Source organism: Pseudomonadota bacterium (genome assembly GCA_018817425.1).
GTDB lineage: Bacteria > Desulfobacterota > Desulfobacteria > Desulfobacterales > RPRI01 > RPRI01.
This window is the reverse complement of sequence record JAHITX010000037.1, coordinates 15,828-37,388: the sequence shown is the minus strand read 5'-3', so window position 1 is coordinate 37,388 and position 21,561 is coordinate 15,828. Positions and strand designations below refer to the sequence as shown.

Genomic DNA, 21,561 nt, shown 5'->3' with positions numbered 1-21,561 from the left:
TTACAGTAAATTGATAAGCATAAAGTGTATAAACTTGTGCCTTGTATATTTTAAATCTCTCACAGAGTTCTCAGAGTCACAGAGTTTTTTTAAGAATTTTTTGAGAGGAAAAATTCTTAAAATGCTGACATGCTGCTATCGCAGGTATGTTTTATTTAAACGTTAATCAAATTCCTTTCTGCGTCTGTCGGCGGCTAATGATTCATGAGTTTTGTGCTTTCTCTTGACCCACTTGCCGTAGGCAAAATCCTGTACATCCTGTTAATCCTGTCTAATTTATAGTCTTTCTTCTTTTTAAAAGAATGAGCGCTGGAAGTATTAAAAGCAGAAGCAGAAGATAGGGATATTGAACGCTATAGACAATTGGGGTAAGGGCAATTCGTGTTGCGGTTCTTGCGGTGTCATGTTTGCGGATGAAATTTGCGGCAGGGGGTGAATATTTATAATATAAGTTTAAAAATGCTTCGCCCACAAAATTAGTTAACAAATAATTATCTCTAAAGCTTTTCAGGAGAACTATATGTTTATCAAGACTTGATCCATATGCGGCTGTTGCTATAAAGCATCCCCCGCCCCCTCCACCGCCGCCACCATCAGTAGCAACGCTTTTTGTTGTTGCCGTTGCCACAGTGCCAACGGCTACCGGGTCGGTGATGGTGCCCGACGTTCCATCACTATCACAATCTTTGTTGTCCCAAATGGTATAGCTAAGAGTTAAGCCGCTTAATGTAACGCCTGTAATTCCGGAGGTAGCATTTGTGGGATATATTTGCTTCCATACACCGCTCACAACTTTATAGAATACAGGGCTTGCCGGTAAAGAAGGATAGGTAATACTGACATTGGCACTGCTGCTTACACCTGTTAACGTATAACTTACAACCGATTGGGTTGTATAATCCGAAGGGGAGCCTGATGCTGAATCGGAGACTATATATTCTGAAACAGTTGAATTGGTTGAGGTTACATTTGTGGTTGAGGTGCCGTTGCCGGATAAAGGTATCTCATAGGGAGAGTTGCCTGCATCAGATGTGATAGTAAGAGTTGTTTCCTTTTCTCCTCCTGTTGTTGGCGCAAATGTTACACCGAATGTACAAGTACTAAACTTTGGTATATCCTGCACTGTGCTGCATTCGTCATTTACTATATTAAACAGGTTATCATTTCCACCTGAAAGATCAATAGTACTTATGTTGAGTACCTCATTTCCGATGTTTTGAATGGTAACTGGCTGAGCCGCAGATGTTGCGTATGTATTTACATCCTGAAAAGATATCGAAGTAGGTGAAATTGACATATAAGGGATTGGTATGGCAGTTCCTGTTCCGCTTACAGGTATGGTTTTTATTGGAGAATCGTCTGTATAACTCAAAACAATATCTGCAGATTTTGCGCCTTCTGTTGACGGGCGAAAATATGCCTTGAAACTACAACTTTGGTCCGGAGCCATTATATTCCCCGAACAGGTGTCTTCTCCGACTGACAATGCAAATTGGTCATAATCGCCATCTTCATTTGCCAGGGCAACTGCTTTTACTTTAAGATATCCACCGCCAGCGCCATTTGAAACCGTGAATGTTTGTGTATCGGTTTCAAAGCCGATAGTGATGCTTCCAAAATCTTTTGTTGTTGGTGATACCGTAACCACAGGTTGAGGGCAGAGGGCGGTTTCGGGATAAGGTGAAGAGGCACAAACAAGGGGATGGGGATAAGTATATGGTGTATATCCACTCATTGCAGCGGGTTTTGTTTCTGATTCAAAATAATCACGTCCTTCTTGTATTATATCTTCCATAGTCCAAGAACCTTCGCCACAATCTGTTATTGCACCTGCTGGAATTGCTGGATAAATAAATGAAATAGGAGATCCATTTTTAGTGTTCCCCCATATATATAAAGGTTCACTAGCAGCTGACTTAGGGTCAATCCCAACACCAATCTGATCATCTATTGGGTAATCACTTAGGCATTGATATTCGCTATCAAAGTTAGGCCATTTATTTAAACACCCAAATTCTTCCAATAAAAGCCATATAGATGCAGATGACTGTATGGCATTATCAAATATTCTACCCCCACCGCCACGTATTTCCATAGCAGCCCAATAATTAGTGGTATTTGTCCATGTGTTGTTATATATTTCCAAATGCCTAACACCATGGGGTGGTGAGTTGCTTGCTTTACCATGCCCATCAATCTTGCTTATCCCATTTATGGTATTGTATCGGACGACTGCTCTTCCATTAGAATTAATATCGCACACATAACCAATTCCATTAAATATATTATTTTCAATAAAAAGATTATCTGCCTCACCGATAGAATTAGCTGTTTGCCATGAATCAGTCGGCCCCCTTGCAAATATAAGTTCGGAAGAACCGGATGCGCCAGTTATATTATTATTGTCAATTAGGCCATACGATCCGGCATAAACAAAATAAGCTTCATGTGTCCCGCCGTTGAAATCAATGTCTGTGATTCTCCATCCATCAACTGTCCCAGCAGAAAAAGCACTAACAAAAGCAGCGTCGGAACCGTTTATTGTCATACTCTTGACGGTAGCAGCAGCAGTTATCCTTATGACTGCATTAGCATATGTTGATCCGCTATCAGCAAGATTAATTATCGTAATTCCTCGTCCTGCACCTTGTAGAGTGATAGCTTTATTGACAAGAACATATGTACTACTTGTCCCCCAAGTACAAGTTCCAGAAGGTACTGAAACCGTATCGCCGTCAGAGGCAGCTGAAATAGTGGCTGAAACATCAGATTGAGAGCAAGTATTAGCTGCAAAAGTAGCCGCAAATCCACTTTCTATCAATAAAGGTAAACTAAAAATTATTGCAAATATAAAAGAGAACAAATTTACTTTCATTTTTGCTACAATCCGCAAGAACATCCATAAGTAATATTTATAAAAAGTCATAAGATGTTTCCTCCAATTGCTGTAATGGTTAAGTAAAAAAGAATACCACATCAAAGTTATTTTGAAATCAAGCAATGCATCGAATATTGTCACGTTATCATAATGGTCTTTTTTTAATGGCGATCCGGCGAACTCAATGCCAAAACACAATTTAAGAATCCCTTAAACATGGTTTCAATAGATGCTGCATTTATGATTACATTTCTCGCCTTTTGCGAAAATTGATCACGTAATTCGTCATTACAGAGCAATAATATGATTTTGGCCTTCAATTTTTCTATATCATTTTCCGGTACAATGAAACCATTTTGGCCATTTGTCAGATAGTGTATCTCTGGGGGTTGAAGACCATCCTCAGTTACAACAGGCAAACCCCAATAAAAAGCCTGGTTTAAGCCAAGTCCCACATCTCCAGGGATACAAAATATGTCTGATGCCTTGAATAACTTGCTTATTTGAAGATTATTCGGATCATGAATTTCTCCAAGGTAAAGTATATTATCACGCTTAATCAGGTCATGGATATTGTATGCCATAGAATTACCAACAATAACACAACCTAATCCTGGCTCATCAAGAGAATTAAATACCTGTATCAGATGTTCCACTTTTTTGACAGAGCGCATGCGACCAACAAAAAGCACTACTTTGTTAAAAGGGATACCAAATTCTTGCTTAATTTCTTCCTTTGTCTGTAAAATTTCAGGAAAAGACTCAAAGTTTATTGTGTTATTGGCAATAAATACCTTATGCTGATTTTTGGTCCAGATATCTTTTACCTCATTTTTTGAATATAGTATAAGGGCATCGCTTAAAGTATGAATGTAGTAGAAAAAGAGATTGCGAAGACCAGGGTTATGTACTTCCAGGTTGATACCCTTATTCCAGTAAACAACAGGTATTCTTTTGAGTTTTAGCCAGTGTATAAGCGGCCATATGATAATGTCTTTGAGATGTAGAAAAAATATAACCACATCAGGGCGGATTTGCTCAATTTCGCGCTTATAGTTGAAAAAACTGAAAGGCATTTCTTTGAAATCAAATTCCAAAGGGAAAGGATTTTGTTTTTCAAGTTCATTCGAGCGTACTATAAACTCCCATTCATAATCCTTAAAACGTTTTGCAAAATAATTATAATTTGAGACCCTGTAATGAAATACTTTGTTTGATACCAGTAAAACTTTCTTCATAAATTAGTATCTTTCTTTATATAGTGGAACAAGGGCCTTACAAAGATTTTCCCATTTGTATTTTTTTGCCTTTGCTGCAATTATTTCCCTGTTAAATTTATCTTTTGCCTCAAAAAAATGCCTTAGTCCATCGGCTATTCCCTGTGGATCATTGGTTTCTGTTATGATTCCCATATCATCTCCAATAAATTCAGGAATTGAGCCAACAGGTGTAGATACTATCGGCAGGCCAAAATTAAAACAAAGGAATACTACCCCGCTCTGGTAAATATTCCTGTAAGGTAGAACAAGGACATCAGCACTTTTGAAATAATATTCAACCTCATCATTGGGGATGAATGCTTCATGCAGATAAATAGCTGCTCTATGGTCGGCATTATTAATAGCTGAAGTAATTTGTTGGCGGTAGGACGAATCTGGAAACCATCCGGCGATAAGGAGTTTCATTGATGGCAGGTTGAGCTGATCGAATGCTTCTATTAGAATATCCAGACCTTTATATGTATCAGCTTTCCCAAAAAAAAGTACAATATTGTCTTGGCTGTTGAAACCCAAATGCTTTTTTGCTTCATTTTGAGTAATTTTCGTGACCGGTATTTCTTCATTTAGACCGATAGAAATAACAATTATTTTTCTTTCTGGAACATGAAATTTTTCCACAAGTTGCTGTTTTGCCAAGTGAGTATGGACCAGAAGGATATCTGGTACTATATATATTATTCGGTAAATCCATCTAAATAATTGGCTATTTTGCTTACTGTGAGGAAGAATGTTGTGAACCGTATATATATACCGCGACGATACTAATTTAAAAAACAAGTTCAGTATAATGCCATCATAAAGAATTGAAGAGTTTCCGAAGAGGCCAGTAAAGTGGATGACATTTCTTTGATTTTGCAGCAAATATATCAACAAGTAAGCATAATACTTTATAATATTGATTGCCTTAGACAGAAAAGTCCTGTTGTGGTCCTGTGAGCCACGTAAATTAATATTATTAATACCTATTTTCGTAAGTCTAAGCTGATCTATATCTGACGAAATAACGCAAAGGTCAATGTTGTGTGCAACGAGACCTTTAACAAAACCTAAAGTATAGTTAGGTTCAAAACCGTGGGGAACTATAATAGTCATAATGATAATTAAGCATTCAAATTCAATAATGGAAATTAGTCATCGGGATGTACTGCAATTAAAACTCATTTACCCCTACAATACTGCTATCTTTATAAGGTGCAACAGTTAATGCAGCAAGAAGGAAAATAAACCACATTTGGTGATTGAGCCTTAGCAATGTTGATTCAGTGATATTGATGAAAAGAATTACAAGAAAAAAGGTCATTCTAAATCGACCATATTCATAGTCAAAAGAAAATGTGCGAACGATTTTTGGGATAGTGAAAAATATAGAAGCTATAAGCAAGCAGATACCAACCCATCCCAGTTGAAGATATATATCAAAATAGCCGTTATGTGCTTGATTCAATACCCAGGACATATTTTCTGACCATGGGATATTAACCAGCCTACCAATCCAGAAAGCACCATAGCCCGTGCCGAGCATAGGTCTGTGAGAAGCTACAGAGAAGATATCGCTCCATATTTCCGTTCGCCCAGTCAAAGTCATATCACGTCCCATCCCCTGAACGAGGAAGCCCAATGCAGAGTCTTTGGGGAAAGGACTTAAGGTGTGACAAATTAAAGTCAATTGTATAGCGAAGATAATGATACAGACTAGCTTGAAAAATGGTTTGATTCTTTCTGTTTTAATCTTCATAAAGTTCAACATTATAAAAATCAAAAAACCGGTGGCAAATACAGAAATGGATGTAGCACTTATGGCATTATCTGATCCTTTTAAAAGATACAAGCTCATTATAATATATAAAAAATCAATCACTCTAACATCATTGCTATTGTGTTTGCGCATCTTTTCCCAAATGAAACAGAGAGCCCCGGTTGTAGCAACTTGACCTAGCGTATTCTTTGACATGGATAGACCTACCCAAGATGCTTCTCCAGACCAATTTCCCCATTGGACGCCAATATTCCGGAAGTACTTTATGGTAATTATTGAAAGTGGAATCGTAAAGTAGGCGCATCTTCTTAGCGTTGCTATAATCGCTTCTACGGGTTTGGGTTCTGTGAGGACAACCAGAGCCATGACTACTGATCCGAAGGAAGTTATAACTCTCTTAAAGGAGACCATAGGATATTGTGACCAAAAAATGCTTAGTGCCATAAAGAAAAACAATAACAAGAACCATATATTTTCTCTTATTATGGTATGCCAACGATAGTGCCTGCTATTAAGTATATAGATTCCAATAACAATTAATATGGTTAACCAACATGCATCAATAATGCTTCCTTCTGTTGGTGAATTGGAAGAAGGCAATTTGAAGCCCCAGATATATAGCCAAACTCCGATAGGCCGTGTTGCAGCAGTCATATACCAAAGCAAAGGCCAAATCAGTGCCCGAGAAACTTGTGTATTTCGTTTGCGTTCAGAGTATAAAACGTAAATTATAAACAGAAAGCATAACAATAGAACTAATTGAGGAGGCATTACGATAATTTTGTGCAAATCTGTGGGAAATTATGTTTAACAACCTTATTTTTATATCGAAATAATATTTTTAAATATTTAATGAACTACCCCGGAGCAAGTTGTGACGTATCAAAAAGCAATGAACGAATAAGCTTCGGGGGATTAAACAGCAAACCTTAAGAGATTAAGCATGCATTTATCAAGGGTATATTAAATTATTTAAGCTTCTTAATTATTGGCATAATTTTCCAGCAATTACTTTCTGGGTCACAATTTTTATAAATGAAAAGATGAAGTGATAAGCTTAAATAGCCTTTTGGTTTTATATAGGAAGTTAAATATATATACCCAAAAAGACATTTGATTGGAAAAAGACTTCAAATCATTTTTTATTAAATATTCATGAAATTTTTCCTTACTGCTCTGTGCAATTTTAATCCGAATCTTTTGAATTATTTTGCTAAAAATTTTTATTGATTTCGATGAAGGCGATATTCTTTTCTTTGGTCGCCATAATCCATATTTTCTTGAAATAAAAAGCCGATAAGATAGTGCCTGTCTTCTTTGGCGAAAACCACCATCCTGGGAAAGAATAACATTTTTAGGATCAATATCCTCTAATGCTATTTCACCAGTATCAGCAGCTTGTAGGAAAATATCATGCAAATCATTTCTTCTGCATATAATAATATTGGTTCCACGGCTATCGGTAACATATTCAGGTAACCAGGCATCTCCTAATGAAACATCAGCAAGTTCCGCGACGACATCATCACAATATTCACATGCTTTTAACATAAATGCGTTCAACCCCCAATTACCTAATAAAACATCCTTCATTTTTATATGATGCTTTTCAACATTATTAAATTCATTTTTTGCGGTGACTTCAAAAGCATAATCTGAAGCTTTTTCATTAAGGAGTTTCTTTCGGAAATCAACAGTTATTACAGAGGTTTTTTTTAAACCGCATTGCCGAATAAGATAATGTGAAAATTGCGTTGTCTTCAGGTGCCCACAGAACAATCCTATCATGCAATAAAATCTTTCACGAGGTAAAAATCCATGCTGGATTGCTAAGCGCAAGCCTTTTATAAAACAAGGTAAAGCCACAATAGCATATTTCCCATCAGATGCCTTTAATTCTTTAATAACTTTTGATAACTCGATGGTATAATATTTAGATTTCTTGCTTTTATCGAGATCTTGTTCTTTTCGAATTATACTATACTCAAAAAATATATCATTTGAATTAGTAGGATTAACACAAATAACACCATCAATAATTTTATTTTTTAATAGGTATTTTAATAACCATGTTGTTAATCCCCCTGCACTGGATGATATACGATTTGAATCATTTGTTACCCAACCAACGTATGTGTTTAAAAAGTACCCTAACTCTGATAAATGATTAATTCCTGCTAAATTTCCAAACTCTTCTTGGCCAAGCCTATCTTCGTTTTCTCCAACTCCAGTAAATGGGCAAAACTTTTCTGCTTTGCTAAATATTTGATTAAGATTATAGTTATTTAAAAAAATAGGGTGATATTCACCATACTTGGAAATTTCCATTTTAAATGATTCTGGAAATATTCCTGAACAAATACCGCAACCGACGCAGAGCCCTTCTTTTATGACCATCTCAAAGTTGCTATAGCCGTTTGATAAATCAAAATTATTTTTACTAAAATAATTGTTCTTCATAATTGATGGACTCGTAAAAAGTAATATTTTATAACACATTGAATTATTTTATTATTTATTAATATTTCTCTTGACTTTTACTTCTTTGGCTTGTATAAATAGTTAACAGATTCAAAAGGTTAAGAGGTAAATTATGATACATATGCAAAATCCTAAACAGCTTTACATTTTTGATCCATGGGACAGTATTTCTCCAAAAAGACGGCAAATGCTTGATGCCGGATGGCCTGGATTATTCCGTGAGCACATTCTGCCTTCTATTCCTGCCGATAAATTTGCAAAGTTTTTCGACGAATTCATGGGGCGGTCAACAAAAGAGCTTTATTCCATGCTTGGTGCACTTATTCTACAGCAGACTTGTAACCTTACTGATGAAGAAACGGTTCAGCAGTATTGCTTTAATATGCAATGGCATTATGCATTAAATATCACGGAAGAATCGGATAATGCCAAATACGTCAGCACTAAAACATTGTGGAACAACCGAAACATAATTGTACAAAACGGTCTCGAAGACATAATCTTCAACTCCGGCACAGCTAAGCTGGCTGAAGCTTTTAATGTCAATACCGACAAGCAGCGTCTTGACTCAGTGCATATAAAGTCCAATATGCGCAGGCTTGGCAGAATCGGAATTTTTTCAGAAACCATCCACAAATTTCTGGCTAATCTTAAACGGCAGTATCCCGCTTTCTTCGATAAGGTGGATAAGCATATTATTGAAAAGTACTTTACCAAAAACGCTATGAACTGCTTTTCCATGGTAAAGCCATCCGAATCTCATAAAACCTTAAGCGAAGTAAGCAAGGATCTTTTTAACCTGTTTGTACAGTTCCAGCACACAGATGAAGTATCTTCTCTGTACAGTTTTAAACTTCTTGAGCGGGTTTTAAATGAGCAATGCAACTTAACAGATGATACCGATAATCCTGTTTTGATAAAGAAACCCAAAGAGATTGCTTCCGATTCATTGCAGAATCCGTCAGATCCGGATGCAAGTTACAGCGGCCATAAAGGACAAGGCTATCAGGTTCAGATCATGGAGACATACTCACCTTGTGATGATCCTGAAGACAAACAGCTAAGACTGATTACCCATGTCAAAGTAGAAAAGGCGTATCAAAGTGATGCGAACGCTCTTTTACCTGCGATTGAATCTGCCGAAGCAAACGGGTTTGCGCCTAAGGAGGTTCTTGCCGATTCTCTTTATGGCAGCGATAACAACCTCCAAAAAGCAGAAACCCAGGGGGTTGAACTGGTTGCACCGGTTATGGGAGCCCCGAAAGAAGATAAGCTTGGCCTTTGCAACTTTAAGATATCCGATGATGGTTGTATTTTAGCCTGTCCGCAAGGGCATCCGCCTGTTACAGTCAAAAAGAAAAAGCGCAACAGTGTGGGTTTTGATATGGAAGTTTGCAGCAATTGTCCCAAACAATCACAATGTCCGGTTAAAAAAGGCCGCAAGTTTTTTTACCTGCGGTTTACTGAAAAAGATAAACGTGTTGCCATGCGCAGGTTATATGAAAGAACCGATGGATTCAAAGATCGTTACCGCTGGCGCTCCGGAGTCGAAGCCACCATGTCGGAATATGACCGGAGAACCGGGGTCAAGCGACTTCGGGTTCGAGGGCTCAAAGCTGTGAGTTACTGTGCCGTGCTGAAAGCTTTGGGAGTGAACATCTTTAGAGCTGCTGCATTCAGAATGGCACAAATGATGCCAAAGCAGGGTCTATGTGCGGTATAACAGCCGCCCAATTAATATTTTGCATATATCAAAGAACAATTTATACTTTTTTTAACCAAAAATTAACATCAAACACTAATATTTACTACTGAGTCAGTGTTTTTTACAAAAACCGATAACCGACTTTTTACGAAACCATCATAATTTATGTCCAGATTTGTACTCGGGTAATATGTTCTTTATAATAGAATAAAAATTATTAAGGATATTTTTACTTTCAAATTTGTTAATCAGTTCATCACATGGTGAAAGTGTGGATAATTGTTGATTTTTAAATGCTTCAAAATGAAAAGCGATGGCGCGCTCTATACTTTTTTGATCATCAACATTCACTCGTGTTATTCCTTTAAATCGAGACAGATCTGAGATAGTTCCGACAGTGGGACTCAATGCGATTACTGGTTTACGAGATACTATATAATCAGCCAATTTAGATGGTAAATATATCCCTTCCGGCATCATTCCCTCAACAAGGATACATACGGAAGCTTTTGCTATATATTTTATGCTTTCAGAATAGTTTACCCAACCCGTAAAAGATACAACAGTATCCAACTTCATTTCTTTTATAATATGTATTGTTAGAGGGTCACTTTTACCTACTAGTAAAAGTTTGGTAGCGTATGATTCAGATTCAGGATAATGATCCAAGAATCTTTTAAAACCTGCCAGTAATTCGTAAGTTGCTCCATGTCGTGTGCTTTCACCACTACCCAAGCTTCCAGCATGTATTAAATAAAAAGTTTTGGGATCAGACAAATCATTTCCCGAAACACCAATATGGGGGATAATCGAACAATTTACAGGCGAATTAACCATTTGTAGATGATAGTCTCTTAGTCTTTCGCATGGAAATGTAATTAGATCAGCTTTTTTCATAACAATTTGAAACCATCTATCGTAAACAAAAGATGAGATATTTTTTTTTCTCAAATGACGTTGTTGGGGCATTAAGTGAGTTGCCTCTAAGTCCCAAGGGTCATTGAAATTAGCAATCCATTTAATACCTAATTTTCGTGTAACCCAATATCCTGCAATATGTGCAACGTTTGGAAGCCCACGAGAATAAATGATATGAAATTGGTGAATACGATGAAGGTGAGATACTTTTAGAATAACTGCATTAATCCATCTAGCCCAATTAATTGTTTTATAATGGAGTCCTAAAAAAGGAGAAAAATATTTGTTGGTATTTGCATGAGGAGGGATTTTAATAGTAACAGGTTTTAATGGATTCCATATATCAGATTGATCGTATGAAAATTTATTATGGCCACCATAATCTACTGATAAAACTTTTACTTCAAAACCATCCTCTAAAAGTTGATTGACCATCTTGCCGTTACAAAAAGCTTCAGCGTTAGACAAGGGTGCAAAGAATGGACTAATAAACAGTATTTTAATTGGATATTTCATTTTGGTATGGGTAAAATAATAAAGTTCAGTTTAGAGGACCTTCCAATATTTTTTCAAGGGCATTTACAGATTTTGTAGCATCTTTTTTTAAAATTTGAATTTTTTGTAATAGCTGGTTTTGCACTTTTTCTTTTTCATTAATCATCATTTGCACTTTTTGAACTAAGTTGACAGATGTAGTGTCATTTAATGAAACGACCCAAACATTGTGATTATAAATATACTGGGCCATTCCTTCTGATTTTGCACTGTAAGAAACAAAAATCGTAGGTATTCCTAAAGAAATTGCATTTATAGCACAATGCATCCTAGCTGCAATAACTATATCGCACGATTCGAGTACATCTTTTAAGCCAATATAGCCAGGATCGTTATCAATAATATGTATTCTATCTTTAAATTTCTCAGGAATCATTGTTCGAATGGACATCAGGTATGTATAATCGTCATCAGTAGGTTCGAAAGAGCACACTACGTGGGGTATCAAAGTAATTTCGGAATTGTACTTCTCAATTAATTTACAAAGAATAAGGGATTGTTTCTCTGCAAAATTTTTTAAATTTTCATTTTTTGTTGCAAATAATAATGATAAAGGGCTGTAATTAACACCAATGTGGAGTCTTTTATTATTTGGTGGTTTTCTAATCGTTGACCCGCTTACAATAAAAGCTGGATCAGAACATGAAACGGTTTTTTGAGATAGACCAAGTTTATTAAGATAATTAACAGTTATGGGTTCACGAGCTGTTATTAAATCTACATTTTGCAGGTGTTTTACATAAGCTTTTTTAGCATCGGTATTATCTTCAAAAGGACCTATTGAGGCTCCCCATATAACAAGTTTCTTATTTTTATTTATTGCGATGTCACCGAACTGGATCAGTTTCTTGGCATATCCGGCTCCTAATGGTGAAACGGTATACATATCACCTCCGATAGACAGCACAACATCCACTTCATCCATATAGTCGATTTTTTCCACAAAAGGATCCCAATGTATGGATAAAAGCCCAGCTGCTTTTCGTGCAATTCTTTTTGGTGCAAAACGCGGTTCAAACATTTTTCGTATAATATTGATATTTATATCATTAAGACGTTGCATATCATCTTCATACCTTGGAGTGACAAGTGTTATATTGGCTTCTGGCCATCGAGTTCGAAGCAAATTAACTGTACCACGAACGATAGCCTCACAACCGTAATTATAAACACCACCAATTCCATACAATAAGAAACTAGGTGTTTTGTTTATCATTATTATTTATTTCATCCTTATCAACTAATACCAATAAATGTTTTTCTTAATGACTCTTGCTGGAACACCTGCAACCAAACAACTTTCAGGAACATCCTTTGTTACGAGAGCCCCTGCTGCTATAACAGCACCGTTTCCAATATTGACGCCCTTCAATATTGTCGCATTTATTCCAATCCAGACATTGTCTCCGATCTTTATAGGGCTTGCAGATATCCGATCATTAATTATATGAACGTCGTTGTCCCTTATTGTTACGCCTTTTGCGATCATTACATTAGCACCGATTTCAATAGATTTAAAACATTCAATAGATCCTCTATTATTCATATATCCGCTACCAATACTGAGGCTTGCGCCTGTATTAACTGCAATACAACAACCTGTATAAAAAGAGAAAACTCCATTGACAAGCACAGAGCTTCCCGAATAGGCGATGAACTCGGATTGCAAAAATCTCCTCTGCTCCCATGTTTTTCCCAAATAAAGAATTCCATTCCCTTCAAGGGTTGCATTTTTAGCTATATTGCAAAACATTTCTGGATAAATCACTATTTTTAAATTGATTCTTTTTGTTCGCGTATATAGTAATGCCGTTTTAAATGGGCTTGCTTGTAAAACTGCTCTATAATATTTTATATTTTTTTTAAACATGGCATTTATGCATTCTCTACGCTTGCGCTTCAATTAATTTTAATCTTGATTTTGAAAGATAATATAATTTATCTATTAGAATGTTATTAAGATTTACTACTATCATTTTTTATTTTATAATATATTTTATTTTCTCTTTTAAGTTTTTGATACATTGACCAATTACGTTCTTTTATAATTTTTGCTGGATTTCCACCAATTACCACCCCACTTTTTTGGTTTTTAGTTACTACTGATCCTGCTCCTATTACACAGCCTTCGCCTATTGAAACACCAGGTAAGATAATTACATTTCCGCCAATCCATGTGTTTTCACCAATGATTACTGGACTATAAATAATATCCTCGTCATATGGAATTGCTTTATCACTATTATAGTTGTGGTTTGCTGAGTAAATAATAAGTCTTGGGCCTATTATGGTTCCACTTTGAATTGTAATAGACCCTTGTGCATCAATCCATGCATTGTGGCCGATATAAATATTACTACCTAATTCTATTTTTTCTGGGTGAAAAAATCTACATCCTTTCGTTATTCTAACATTGGTGCCACATTTTCGAAAATGACGCTTTTTTGTATTTAAGTGTAGTTCTATAATTTTGTTTAATAATATTTGGGGAGTTTTCAATTGAATCAGCTTCTTTTATATACTATTTGTATATAATTTATTATGGTCATAATAAATTATAATTATTTCACTATAAATTTATTTGGTATCAAAGTGAACATTTTATTTATTAGGTTGATAGCTATTTCCCTCTCATGTTTAATGTTATAAATAAGGAATATACTGACAATGACTCCGACAAAAGTAGAAATAAAGATTTGATGTATTGGTTCATGAGTGGGAATTAGTATGTTTGTTATATAGGTTGATCCAACAACACCAAACCAAAGAGGCAAATGTTTGACAAACTTGACGAATAAATCTGTTGTACTCACAGGTCCTTTTCTACCAGCTAAATAGTAAAGAATTGGCAGGCGAATGAAAATACCAGTCAACGAATAACTGAATGCTACACCTTTAGCCCCAAAAGGTAAGCCAACTATTATTGAGCAAATGCCAAAAAAAGTAATAATAGTAGTAGTCCTTATTAAATCATTCCCTCTCCCTTGACTAGTAAATAACCAAATCGTTGCGCCGGATAAAGGAGCATAAATTGCTAAAATTGTAAATAATGTGAATATAGGTGCAGCTTCATGCCACTTTGGTCCTAAAACAATATTTATAAGGGGGTCAGATATTATCATTAACAATCCTGATGCAGGAAATATAAGTATTGCCATAGTTTCATAAATTTGTAAAAAAATATTTCGATAACGTTTTTCATCAGTTTGTAGCCTGGATAAAACAGGTATGAAAACATTAGATAGAGGGCTTAATAATTGCTGCAGAGGATTCATTAAAAGAGCATTAGCCCTTGAATAGATACCAAGTGCCTGTGCTCCATAAAACCGACCAATTAAAAAATATTCTAGCATACGAGAAATAGCCTGCAATAAGCTTGCGCCTGTTAAATTTATTCCAAAATTAAGCAAAGGTATAGTGCCACAATTACGAGTAAAAAAACTTGGGCGCCAATTAGAGAAGTACCATGTCAATAAACAGGTCATAAGAGCTAATGCAATATTTTGTCCTATAAGCGACCAGTATTTATAGCCATGTAAAGCCATAAATACACCTGTTATAAATCCAGAGGCCATAGATCCTATTTCAATCGCTGCAATTGTTTTGAATTTAAGTTGACGTTTCAAAAGTGCTTGATGTTGAAATGAGGAACCAAATATAAAAAAAATTATGCTAAGTGCTAATGTTATATTAACAAGTCGTGGTTCTTTGTAGAACCACGAAACTGGATAAGCAATAGTAGCCATAGTTAGGCTTAGCCCAGTGGAAAATATAATGTTAAGCCAGAATAAGTTTGATACTTGTTCATGGGTTATTAAGTCTTTTTGGATAACAACCGTTGAAAGGCCAGCATCTTTCAACATCATAAAAAACCCACTTACAGACATTACCATGGCAACTATACCAAAATCTTCAGGCATAAGTAATCTGGCGAGTATTATTGTAGACATTAAGTTCAATAAGAATTTTGCACCCTGTGTTCCCAAAGAGATAAAACTGCTTGATACCGTTTTATGTGTTAAGTTAGAAAGGAGGTGATTAGTACTAAAATCATCTTGATTTGGCTTACTGTTATCTATAGACAGATTTTTCGTTGGTTTCAAATTAGTCCTCTAATTTTCGAATTATTACAACAAGCCAGCTTTTATTAATTTTGGTTTTAAGAGAGACTTTTTTTTTAAATTGCGTTTTAACAGAATATTTTTTTATTTTATTAGATATGATGAAGTCTCCAGTATCATCTGTATCAAAATTAAAATTGTGCATACCTATCCAGTTTTCATGGATAGCTTCATTACGTATCCCTTCGATAACAACATATCCACCTGGTTTAGTCACACTAATCATTTGATCAAGGCCCTTAATGGGATCGTGACAATGATCAAGTGAGTTTCTCGAATAGACAATATCGAAAAAGTCAAAGTAAATATCCTCCGGCAAAGCCGGAGGCTTTACGATTGCTGGCCCCTCAAAGGGGCCTGATCGCAATCGAAATACCAAAAGCATCATCGTCAAGCATCTTCTCCTGCCATTTCCGCAGTGGTTTTGCGGGAATCCGGATTTTGTCCGATTTTTGAAAGCTGGATTCCTGATAAAAGCATTCGGATATGACAAAAGCATCTTGTATGATGAACGCTTGTCAAATTCATACTCCCGGAATTGTCAAACTCTGGGAGTCCCCCGGCAGAGCCGGGGGTTTACCTAATGGCAATTAAACTTATGTGTAAGGTGCTCAGTCTCACATAGTTCAGTTCTTATCTTTGGTTGAATTTTATGAGCTAATAATATTTTGTCATATTGTATGGCTAGCGCGTCACAAGCTCGAATGGTTGGATAGCTATTGAAGCCGCCTGTACTCAGGTATGTAATTGGTCCAGCACCAACATCAAGGATTAAGGGATTAACTATATCGATTTCAGCCAATAGCTCTTTGAGGGCTCCTTCGATTGGCCTGTTTGAATCGAGTCGCTTTTTGAATCCTGGCCAATATTCATTCTCTTGATTGAAAACTTTTTCCCAAAACCTAATTTCGTGCACTACCCCCATTTTCCATTTTATTATATTTGGTACTGGCACTGGAAAATGTTGATGTAATTGAAAGAATATTCCCCAAATTCCTCCAATTCTGTAATGATAGGAAAATTTTTCTCTAATTCTATAAAGTTGATTCATATTATCTCGCTGATGTCCGATTAATAATTTACAAATCTTTACAACAGATATTATCATCATCTGTTGATACACTCAATTATGCGATATCGTGTCGCTCCATAACGGCTTAACTGAGTGTCCAGTTTTTTATAGCAAGATTACTACCAGCTATGCTGAAGTGGTGGTCGGTGAATTAGATAAAAACTCTTGGCATATCTTAACGATTCGTTTTGAAGCCAATCCATCACCGTATGGGTTATGAGCTCTCGACATTACCTTGTAGGCTTCTGGATCAAGAAGTAAACTAGATACTTCCTTGATTATATTGTCAACATTTGTGCCAACCAACCGAACGGTTCCAGCTTCTACCGCTTCAGGTCTTTCAGTTGTATCACGCATTACAAGAACCGGTTTCCCAAGGCTGGGCGCTTCTTCCTGTATGCCTCCTGAGTCAGTCAGTATGAGAGTTGAGTGATCCATCATTGCAACAAATTCCAAATAAGTAAGCGGTTCAATCAAATGAACATTATTTATATATGATTCTTTTTTAACCGTTTGATCCATCCTTATTTTTTTGTTATTTTTTGTTACCTTACCTAGTATACTCATTACAGGTTTGCGAACATTCGGATTTAAATGAACCGGGTATATAAAATGAAAGTCACAAAAACGTTCTGCCAACTCAGCAATGGCATAGCATATATTTTGGAACCCCTGGCCGAAACTTTCACGTCGGTGCCCAGTTATAAGTATAATTTTAGGGGAGTTTGTTTTGCTATCTCCTAAAGGTTGGAGGAATTTAGGCAGTCCTGGTATTACTGTACGATTTTTCCTTACTTTGTCCAAAGTGAAAAACAGTGCATCAATAACGGTATTGCCAGTTACGTTGATAGTTTTGTCGGATATTCCTTCTCGTAATAGGTTTTGCCTTGCTGATGCTGTTGGTGCAAAGTGCAGTTGGGTAATATGTGAGATTAAGACACGATTTGCTTCCTCTGGCCAAGGTGACTTAAGGTTCCATGTCCTCAAGCCAGCCTCCACATGTGCTGTTGGAATACCATTATAGAATGCTGTTAATGTAGCACAAAAGGCTGTTGTTGTGTCTCCCTGCACTAAGACGAGATCTGGCTTTTTATTAAGCAGATAACTATTTATTGATTCAATTGCACTTACAGTAAGAGATGTCAGGGTCTGATTATGCCTCATTAAATTTAAGTCTATGTCTGGAGTTAGACCAAAAGTAGTTAGCACTTGGTCTAACATTTCACGATGTTGGCCTGTAACACAAATTTGGGATTCTAAGCCGGGCTCTTTCATAATTTCAAGAATTACCGGTGCCAACTTTATTGCTTCAGGACGAGTGCCTAAAATAATAGATATTTTCATTTTAGATCCTTAAGATTAATGTGGAGTTTTCTAGCAGTATTTAGAAGTACATAGACGAGTTTTAAGAGATAAACATTAAATATTTATCAATTGATTTAATCAAAATTTTCGGCTTACTTTTGAAATTGCTTTTAAATAAAACTTTTCATGTCTTATAGCTAATGCTTGCAGGCTGAATTGTCTTACAACAAATTCCCGCCCGGCCTCGCCCATGTGCCTGCGCTTATTTGCATCATTAAGCAATTCCTTTAGCCTCGCTGCAAAATCGGAAATATCGCCTTTTTTAACAAGAAAGCCTGTCTTACCGTGTATAATTGCCTCGGGAGTACCTCCTATAATATAGCTGACCGGAGGAACTTTCATTGCTTGTGCTTCAATTAATACTCTGCCAAGTCCTTCGTTATGATAGGTTGGAAATGCCATTATGGATGATTTATCGTACCATTCTCTCAATTGATCGGATGACAACAGGCCAAGAAAAAGAACGTCTTGTCCCACACCTAGTTTATTAGCCATATTTTTGAGTTTTTTGATATAGCTCTCAGAGTCTGCCCGGCCTGCCAATGCGATTTGACATCTTACGCCTTCATTACGAAGATTGGCACATACTCTGATCAAATCGTGTTGCCCTTTTGAAGGGGTAATTCTTGCAGGGAGCAGAATTATGGGGGTATCCTTTTTATCATTATTTGGTTTTGAAGAAGTATTTTTAAAGATATTGATATCTATGCCATCGGAAATATTATAGAAAGTATTACGGAGCCGCTTTGGAACACCTACCTTTGAAACTCCGCCAATTCCGGCAGCCTTTTTTGTTTGTTCCCTGACTGAAACGCTGTTCAGGCAATCATTTGAAAAGTGGTTGATAAAAACATATGGAATGTCTCGTTGAATTGCTGCTTCAATTACAGCAGCACTGTCACTTCCTGATGCATAGTGCATTACAACAAGATCAATCTTGTGTTCGGACATTAATTCGGTTGCTAATTCTTTTGCATTAAGTGCTTCGTTTATCCTTTTAGGTATAGGTCTTTTTTGAATTATACTTTGAAAAAATACAGAATAAAGTAACGGGTTATATATAATTTGGTCACGAAACAGGTTTTTTAGACGGTTTTTTAAAACATCATATTTTGATTCAATATTCATTAATTCTAATTTGTCTGGGTTTTCAGCATAAAGCGGGACTTTAATCAAATTTCCTTTGCCAATAATTTCATGCTGTTGAGATTTTGTATTTTTATCATATGTCAAATACATCCGTATGATAGTCCAAGAATTATTTGCTAATAGCATGCGGTCAAGATCTTCTATATAAGTCTCCGTGCCTCCACCGGAATCGAATGCGTGAGCAAATCTTAATATTGTAATATTTAATGTTGTCATTTCTATAATCAGGATTTTGCCTTTTTTCTTTTATGTAGAATTAATATAATAATAAAAACTACAGTAAATCCTAACAAGACTATTCCAAAACCCTTTACACCGCCTATCCAATAAAATATTATTACCATCTTATCTCCAAAAGGCAGCTTTGGTAAATACAGATCACGGAAGTCCGATAGGTTTCTAACTAAAGTTGCTTGTAAGCTGTCATCAGAATAGGTGAAATCTGCTACTTGATTATCAGAATGATAAATAATCTGGATATTTTTTTCATGACCTGGTTTGATAAAAACTTCGATTTTAATATAGCTGTCATCTCGATGATATTTATGTTTAATTCCATCCACATCAACTGAGCGAATAGGAATTATAAAGTTTTCCTGTTTTTTAATCTTATATTTCATAATATGTGGGTATTTATTTTTTATATAAATATTGCTTGAATAAGTAGAAATTTCTATTTCATGATCATTAATTCTTCTCTGCAAATAAAGATTCTTTGCTATATTCCCCAAGCTAGTCCATACAACTTTATATTGTAATTCATTAATCATATTTGAAATAGAATTGAGCCCATTGGGATTGTTTTTAAAAAAGTCATGATGTGTAAGTAATATTACTGGTAAATCCAAAAATAATCGCATCTGTATCCAATTTTTTATGAGTATCATGGCGCTCTTATTATTTTTCAAATTTGGGACTTCATTTCTCAAAACCAATGGGAAGTTTTCAAATTCGAGTGTAATGCCTCTTGATTTATCAATATTATTAGTGAAATGTCCTATGCCTAAAGGTTTTGTGCTATTTACTGTCATAAGAAAATTATTTTTTTTCAATAGGCTCAAGCTGTTTATGGTGTAAATTCCTCTTGGGAATATCATCACGCGATCAAATGGGATGCCAGTTTTACGACTAAATTTTTCCATTCTGTATAATGCTTGAAGAATATTCTTTTCATCCGGATGAAGAGAACTGATTTTTTTATCAGCTAATCGAGTATTCCCATTATAACGGAATTCTGAAAAATCATGATTATTGCCGTGAACTGCTATCGATAAATTCTGAGGACATTGTCGAAATGTTTCTATAACGTCATTATAGCTTTTTTGATAGTTGTAAGGAATAAATCCGATGGTGGCGTGAAAAGGCGCTCTTTTTGCTTCTTTGCAAAGATCTTTGAAGCTAAGATAACCATATGGTTCTTTCAGCCATGGGTCATCTATAGTAAAGTTCGCATAATCATTAATACCATGCCAAGAGCGGTCTCCAAAGGAGTATTTTAGAAACATCAATAGAGGTATAATTTTTAACAGGCTATGATTTTCACCTGAAATGACTTTTTCCCAGGAAGTTAAATAGAACACACTTTTATTTGCTGAATCTATTTTTAAAAAGATTGGACATATTGGTTTATGGTCTTCATCGACTACATTTATAAGAGTAAATGCTCTAAGAGAGTCCGTTAATTCAAAGCCATTTATTACTCCTGTGCCAGAGCTAATAAAAGGGTATTCCAGCCCACCAAGTTCCTTTGAAATCTGATCATTATTTACCACACTGATTGATGTGGGAAGATGTTTTAATTCAAATTTTCTAAAGTGCTTGATTTTGTTATCAGACCAAATCCTCAAATTTGCGATGTCCGTATCAGAGCATATACCCCAAATAAATATTTTTGATTTACTATCGGGTTGTCCGAACATTGAAACAATATCTTTATTGAAATATTTAAGTACTCTTTGTGATAGTATTAACACCTCTTTGTTATATAATCCTTTTATTGACCTCAACACTTCATTGTTACTTTTTGTTCCAATATAGTTGGTTACGAACCGAAGACCCAACAAATCGCAGGCTAACTTAGCTTCTTTAGCATCCTTTATGTCAGATCCCACAATATCGACAAAATTTACTTCTGGTTCTTCAGATAAAACTATGTTTGCAAAAAAAAGTTGGCAGAGTAAAAAGAAAAGCAATATGATTTTATTATGTTTCATATAAGATTTAAAATTATGATATTATTAAATAAATAATGATAGGTATATAAAAAATCTGTTAACATTTC

Annotated in this window: 16 protein-coding genes; 1 reads left to right on the top strand and 15 read right to left on the bottom strand. The window is 35.6% G+C overall.

The annotated features are described in order from the left end of the window. Window positions 1-271: 271 nt before the first annotated feature. From KKC46_07930 to KKC46_07910, 5 genes are all read right to left on the bottom strand, one after another. Entirely contained in the window at window positions 272-2,926 is a 2,655-nt protein-coding gene (locus tag KKC46_07930) for a choice-of-anchor D domain-containing protein (GenBank protein MBU1053744.1), read from the bottom strand. Between the two features lie 113 nt (window positions 2,927-3,039). Next, on the bottom strand, window positions 3,040-4,116 hold the full coding sequence (locus tag KKC46_07925) for a glycosyltransferase family 4 protein (protein MBU1053743.1): 1,077 nt from the start codon (window positions 4,114-4,116) through the stop codon (window positions 3,040-3,042). A 3-nt stretch (window positions 4,117-4,119) separates the two neighbouring features. Further along, complete coding sequence (locus KKC46_07920; GenBank protein MBU1053742.1) at window positions 4,120-5,250, bottom strand: glycosyltransferase; 1,131 nt, start codon at window positions 5,248-5,250, stop codon at window positions 4,120-4,122. 58 nt (window positions 5,251-5,308) lie between these two features. After that, on the bottom strand, window positions 5,309-6,280 hold the full coding sequence (locus KKC46_07915) for an O-antigen ligase family protein (GenBank protein MBU1053741.1): 972 nt from the start codon (window positions 6,278-6,280) through the stop codon (window positions 5,309-5,311). A 663-nt stretch (window positions 6,281-6,943) separates the two neighbouring features. Beyond that, window positions 6,944-8,374: a Coenzyme F420 hydrogenase/dehydrogenase, beta subunit C-terminal domain gene (locus tag KKC46_07910; GenBank protein ID MBU1053740.1), complete on the bottom strand. Its 1,431-nt coding sequence runs from the start codon at window positions 8,372-8,374 to the stop codon at window positions 6,944-6,946. Between the two features lie 133 nt (window positions 8,375-8,507). Here KKC46_07910 and KKC46_07905 point away from each other — a divergent pair, with 133 nt between their 5' ends. Next, window positions 8,508-10,118 (top strand): transposase, encoded by a 1,611-nt coding sequence (locus KKC46_07905; GenBank protein MBU1053739.1) that lies wholly within the window; start codon window positions 8,508-8,510, stop codon window positions 10,116-10,118. Between the two features lie 138 nt (window positions 10,119-10,256). On the opposite strand, the gene KKC46_07900 is transcribed toward KKC46_07905, so the two are convergent. The 10 genes from KKC46_07900 to KKC46_07855 form a co-directional block, all read right to left on the bottom strand. Beyond that, on the bottom strand, window positions 10,257-11,534 hold the full coding sequence (locus tag KKC46_07900) for a glycosyltransferase (GenBank protein MBU1053738.1): 1,278 nt from the start codon (window positions 11,532-11,534) through the stop codon (window positions 10,257-10,259). 25 nt (window positions 11,535-11,559) lie between these two features. Next, a complete protein-coding gene (locus KKC46_07895) occupies window positions 11,560-12,789 on the bottom strand; it encodes a polysaccharide pyruvyl transferase family protein (protein ID MBU1053737.1) in 1,230 nt (409 codons plus the stop codon). A 24-nt stretch (window positions 12,790-12,813) separates the two neighbouring features. Next, window positions 12,814-13,326: an acyltransferase gene (locus KKC46_07890; protein MBU1053736.1), complete on the bottom strand. Its 513-nt coding sequence runs from the start codon at window positions 13,324-13,326 to the stop codon at window positions 12,814-12,816. 203 nt (window positions 13,327-13,529) lie between these two features. Continuing rightward, window positions 13,530-14,081, bottom strand: a complete 552-nt coding sequence (locus tag KKC46_07885) for an acyltransferase (protein ID MBU1053735.1) — start codon at window positions 14,079-14,081, stop codon at window positions 13,530-13,532. Between the two features lie 53 nt (window positions 14,082-14,134). Further along, on the bottom strand, window positions 14,135-15,676 hold the full coding sequence (locus KKC46_07880; GenBank protein ID MBU1053734.1) for a lipopolysaccharide biosynthesis protein: 1,542 nt from the start codon (window positions 15,674-15,676) through the stop codon (window positions 14,135-14,137). A 1-nt stretch (window position 15,677) separates the two neighbouring features. Then, a complete protein-coding gene (locus KKC46_07875) occupies window positions 15,678-16,088 on the bottom strand; it encodes a class I SAM-dependent methyltransferase (protein ID MBU1053733.1) in 411 nt (136 codons plus the stop codon). A gap of 186 nt (window positions 16,089-16,274) precedes the next feature. Then, window positions 16,275-16,805 carry a hypothetical protein gene (locus KKC46_07870; protein MBU1053732.1) on the bottom strand — a complete coding sequence of 177 codons (531 nt, stop codon included), beginning with the start codon at window positions 16,803-16,805 and terminating at the stop codon, window positions 16,275-16,277. 87 nt (window positions 16,806-16,892) lie between these two features. Then, entirely contained in the window at window positions 16,893-18,110 is a 1,218-nt protein-coding gene (wecB, locus tag KKC46_07865; GenBank protein ID MBU1053731.1) for a UDP-N-acetylglucosamine 2-epimerase (non-hydrolyzing), read from the bottom strand. A gap of 99 nt (window positions 18,111-18,209) precedes the next feature. Then, complete coding sequence (locus KKC46_07860) at window positions 18,210-19,496, bottom strand: glycosyltransferase family 4 protein (GenBank protein ID MBU1053730.1); 1,287 nt, start codon at window positions 19,494-19,496, stop codon at window positions 18,210-18,212. An 8-nt stretch (window positions 19,497-19,504) separates the two neighbouring features. Beyond that, complete coding sequence (locus tag KKC46_07855; protein MBU1053729.1) at window positions 19,505-21,493, bottom strand: hypothetical protein; 1,989 nt, start codon at window positions 21,491-21,493, stop codon at window positions 19,505-19,507. Window positions 21,494-21,561: the final 68 nt, after the last annotated feature.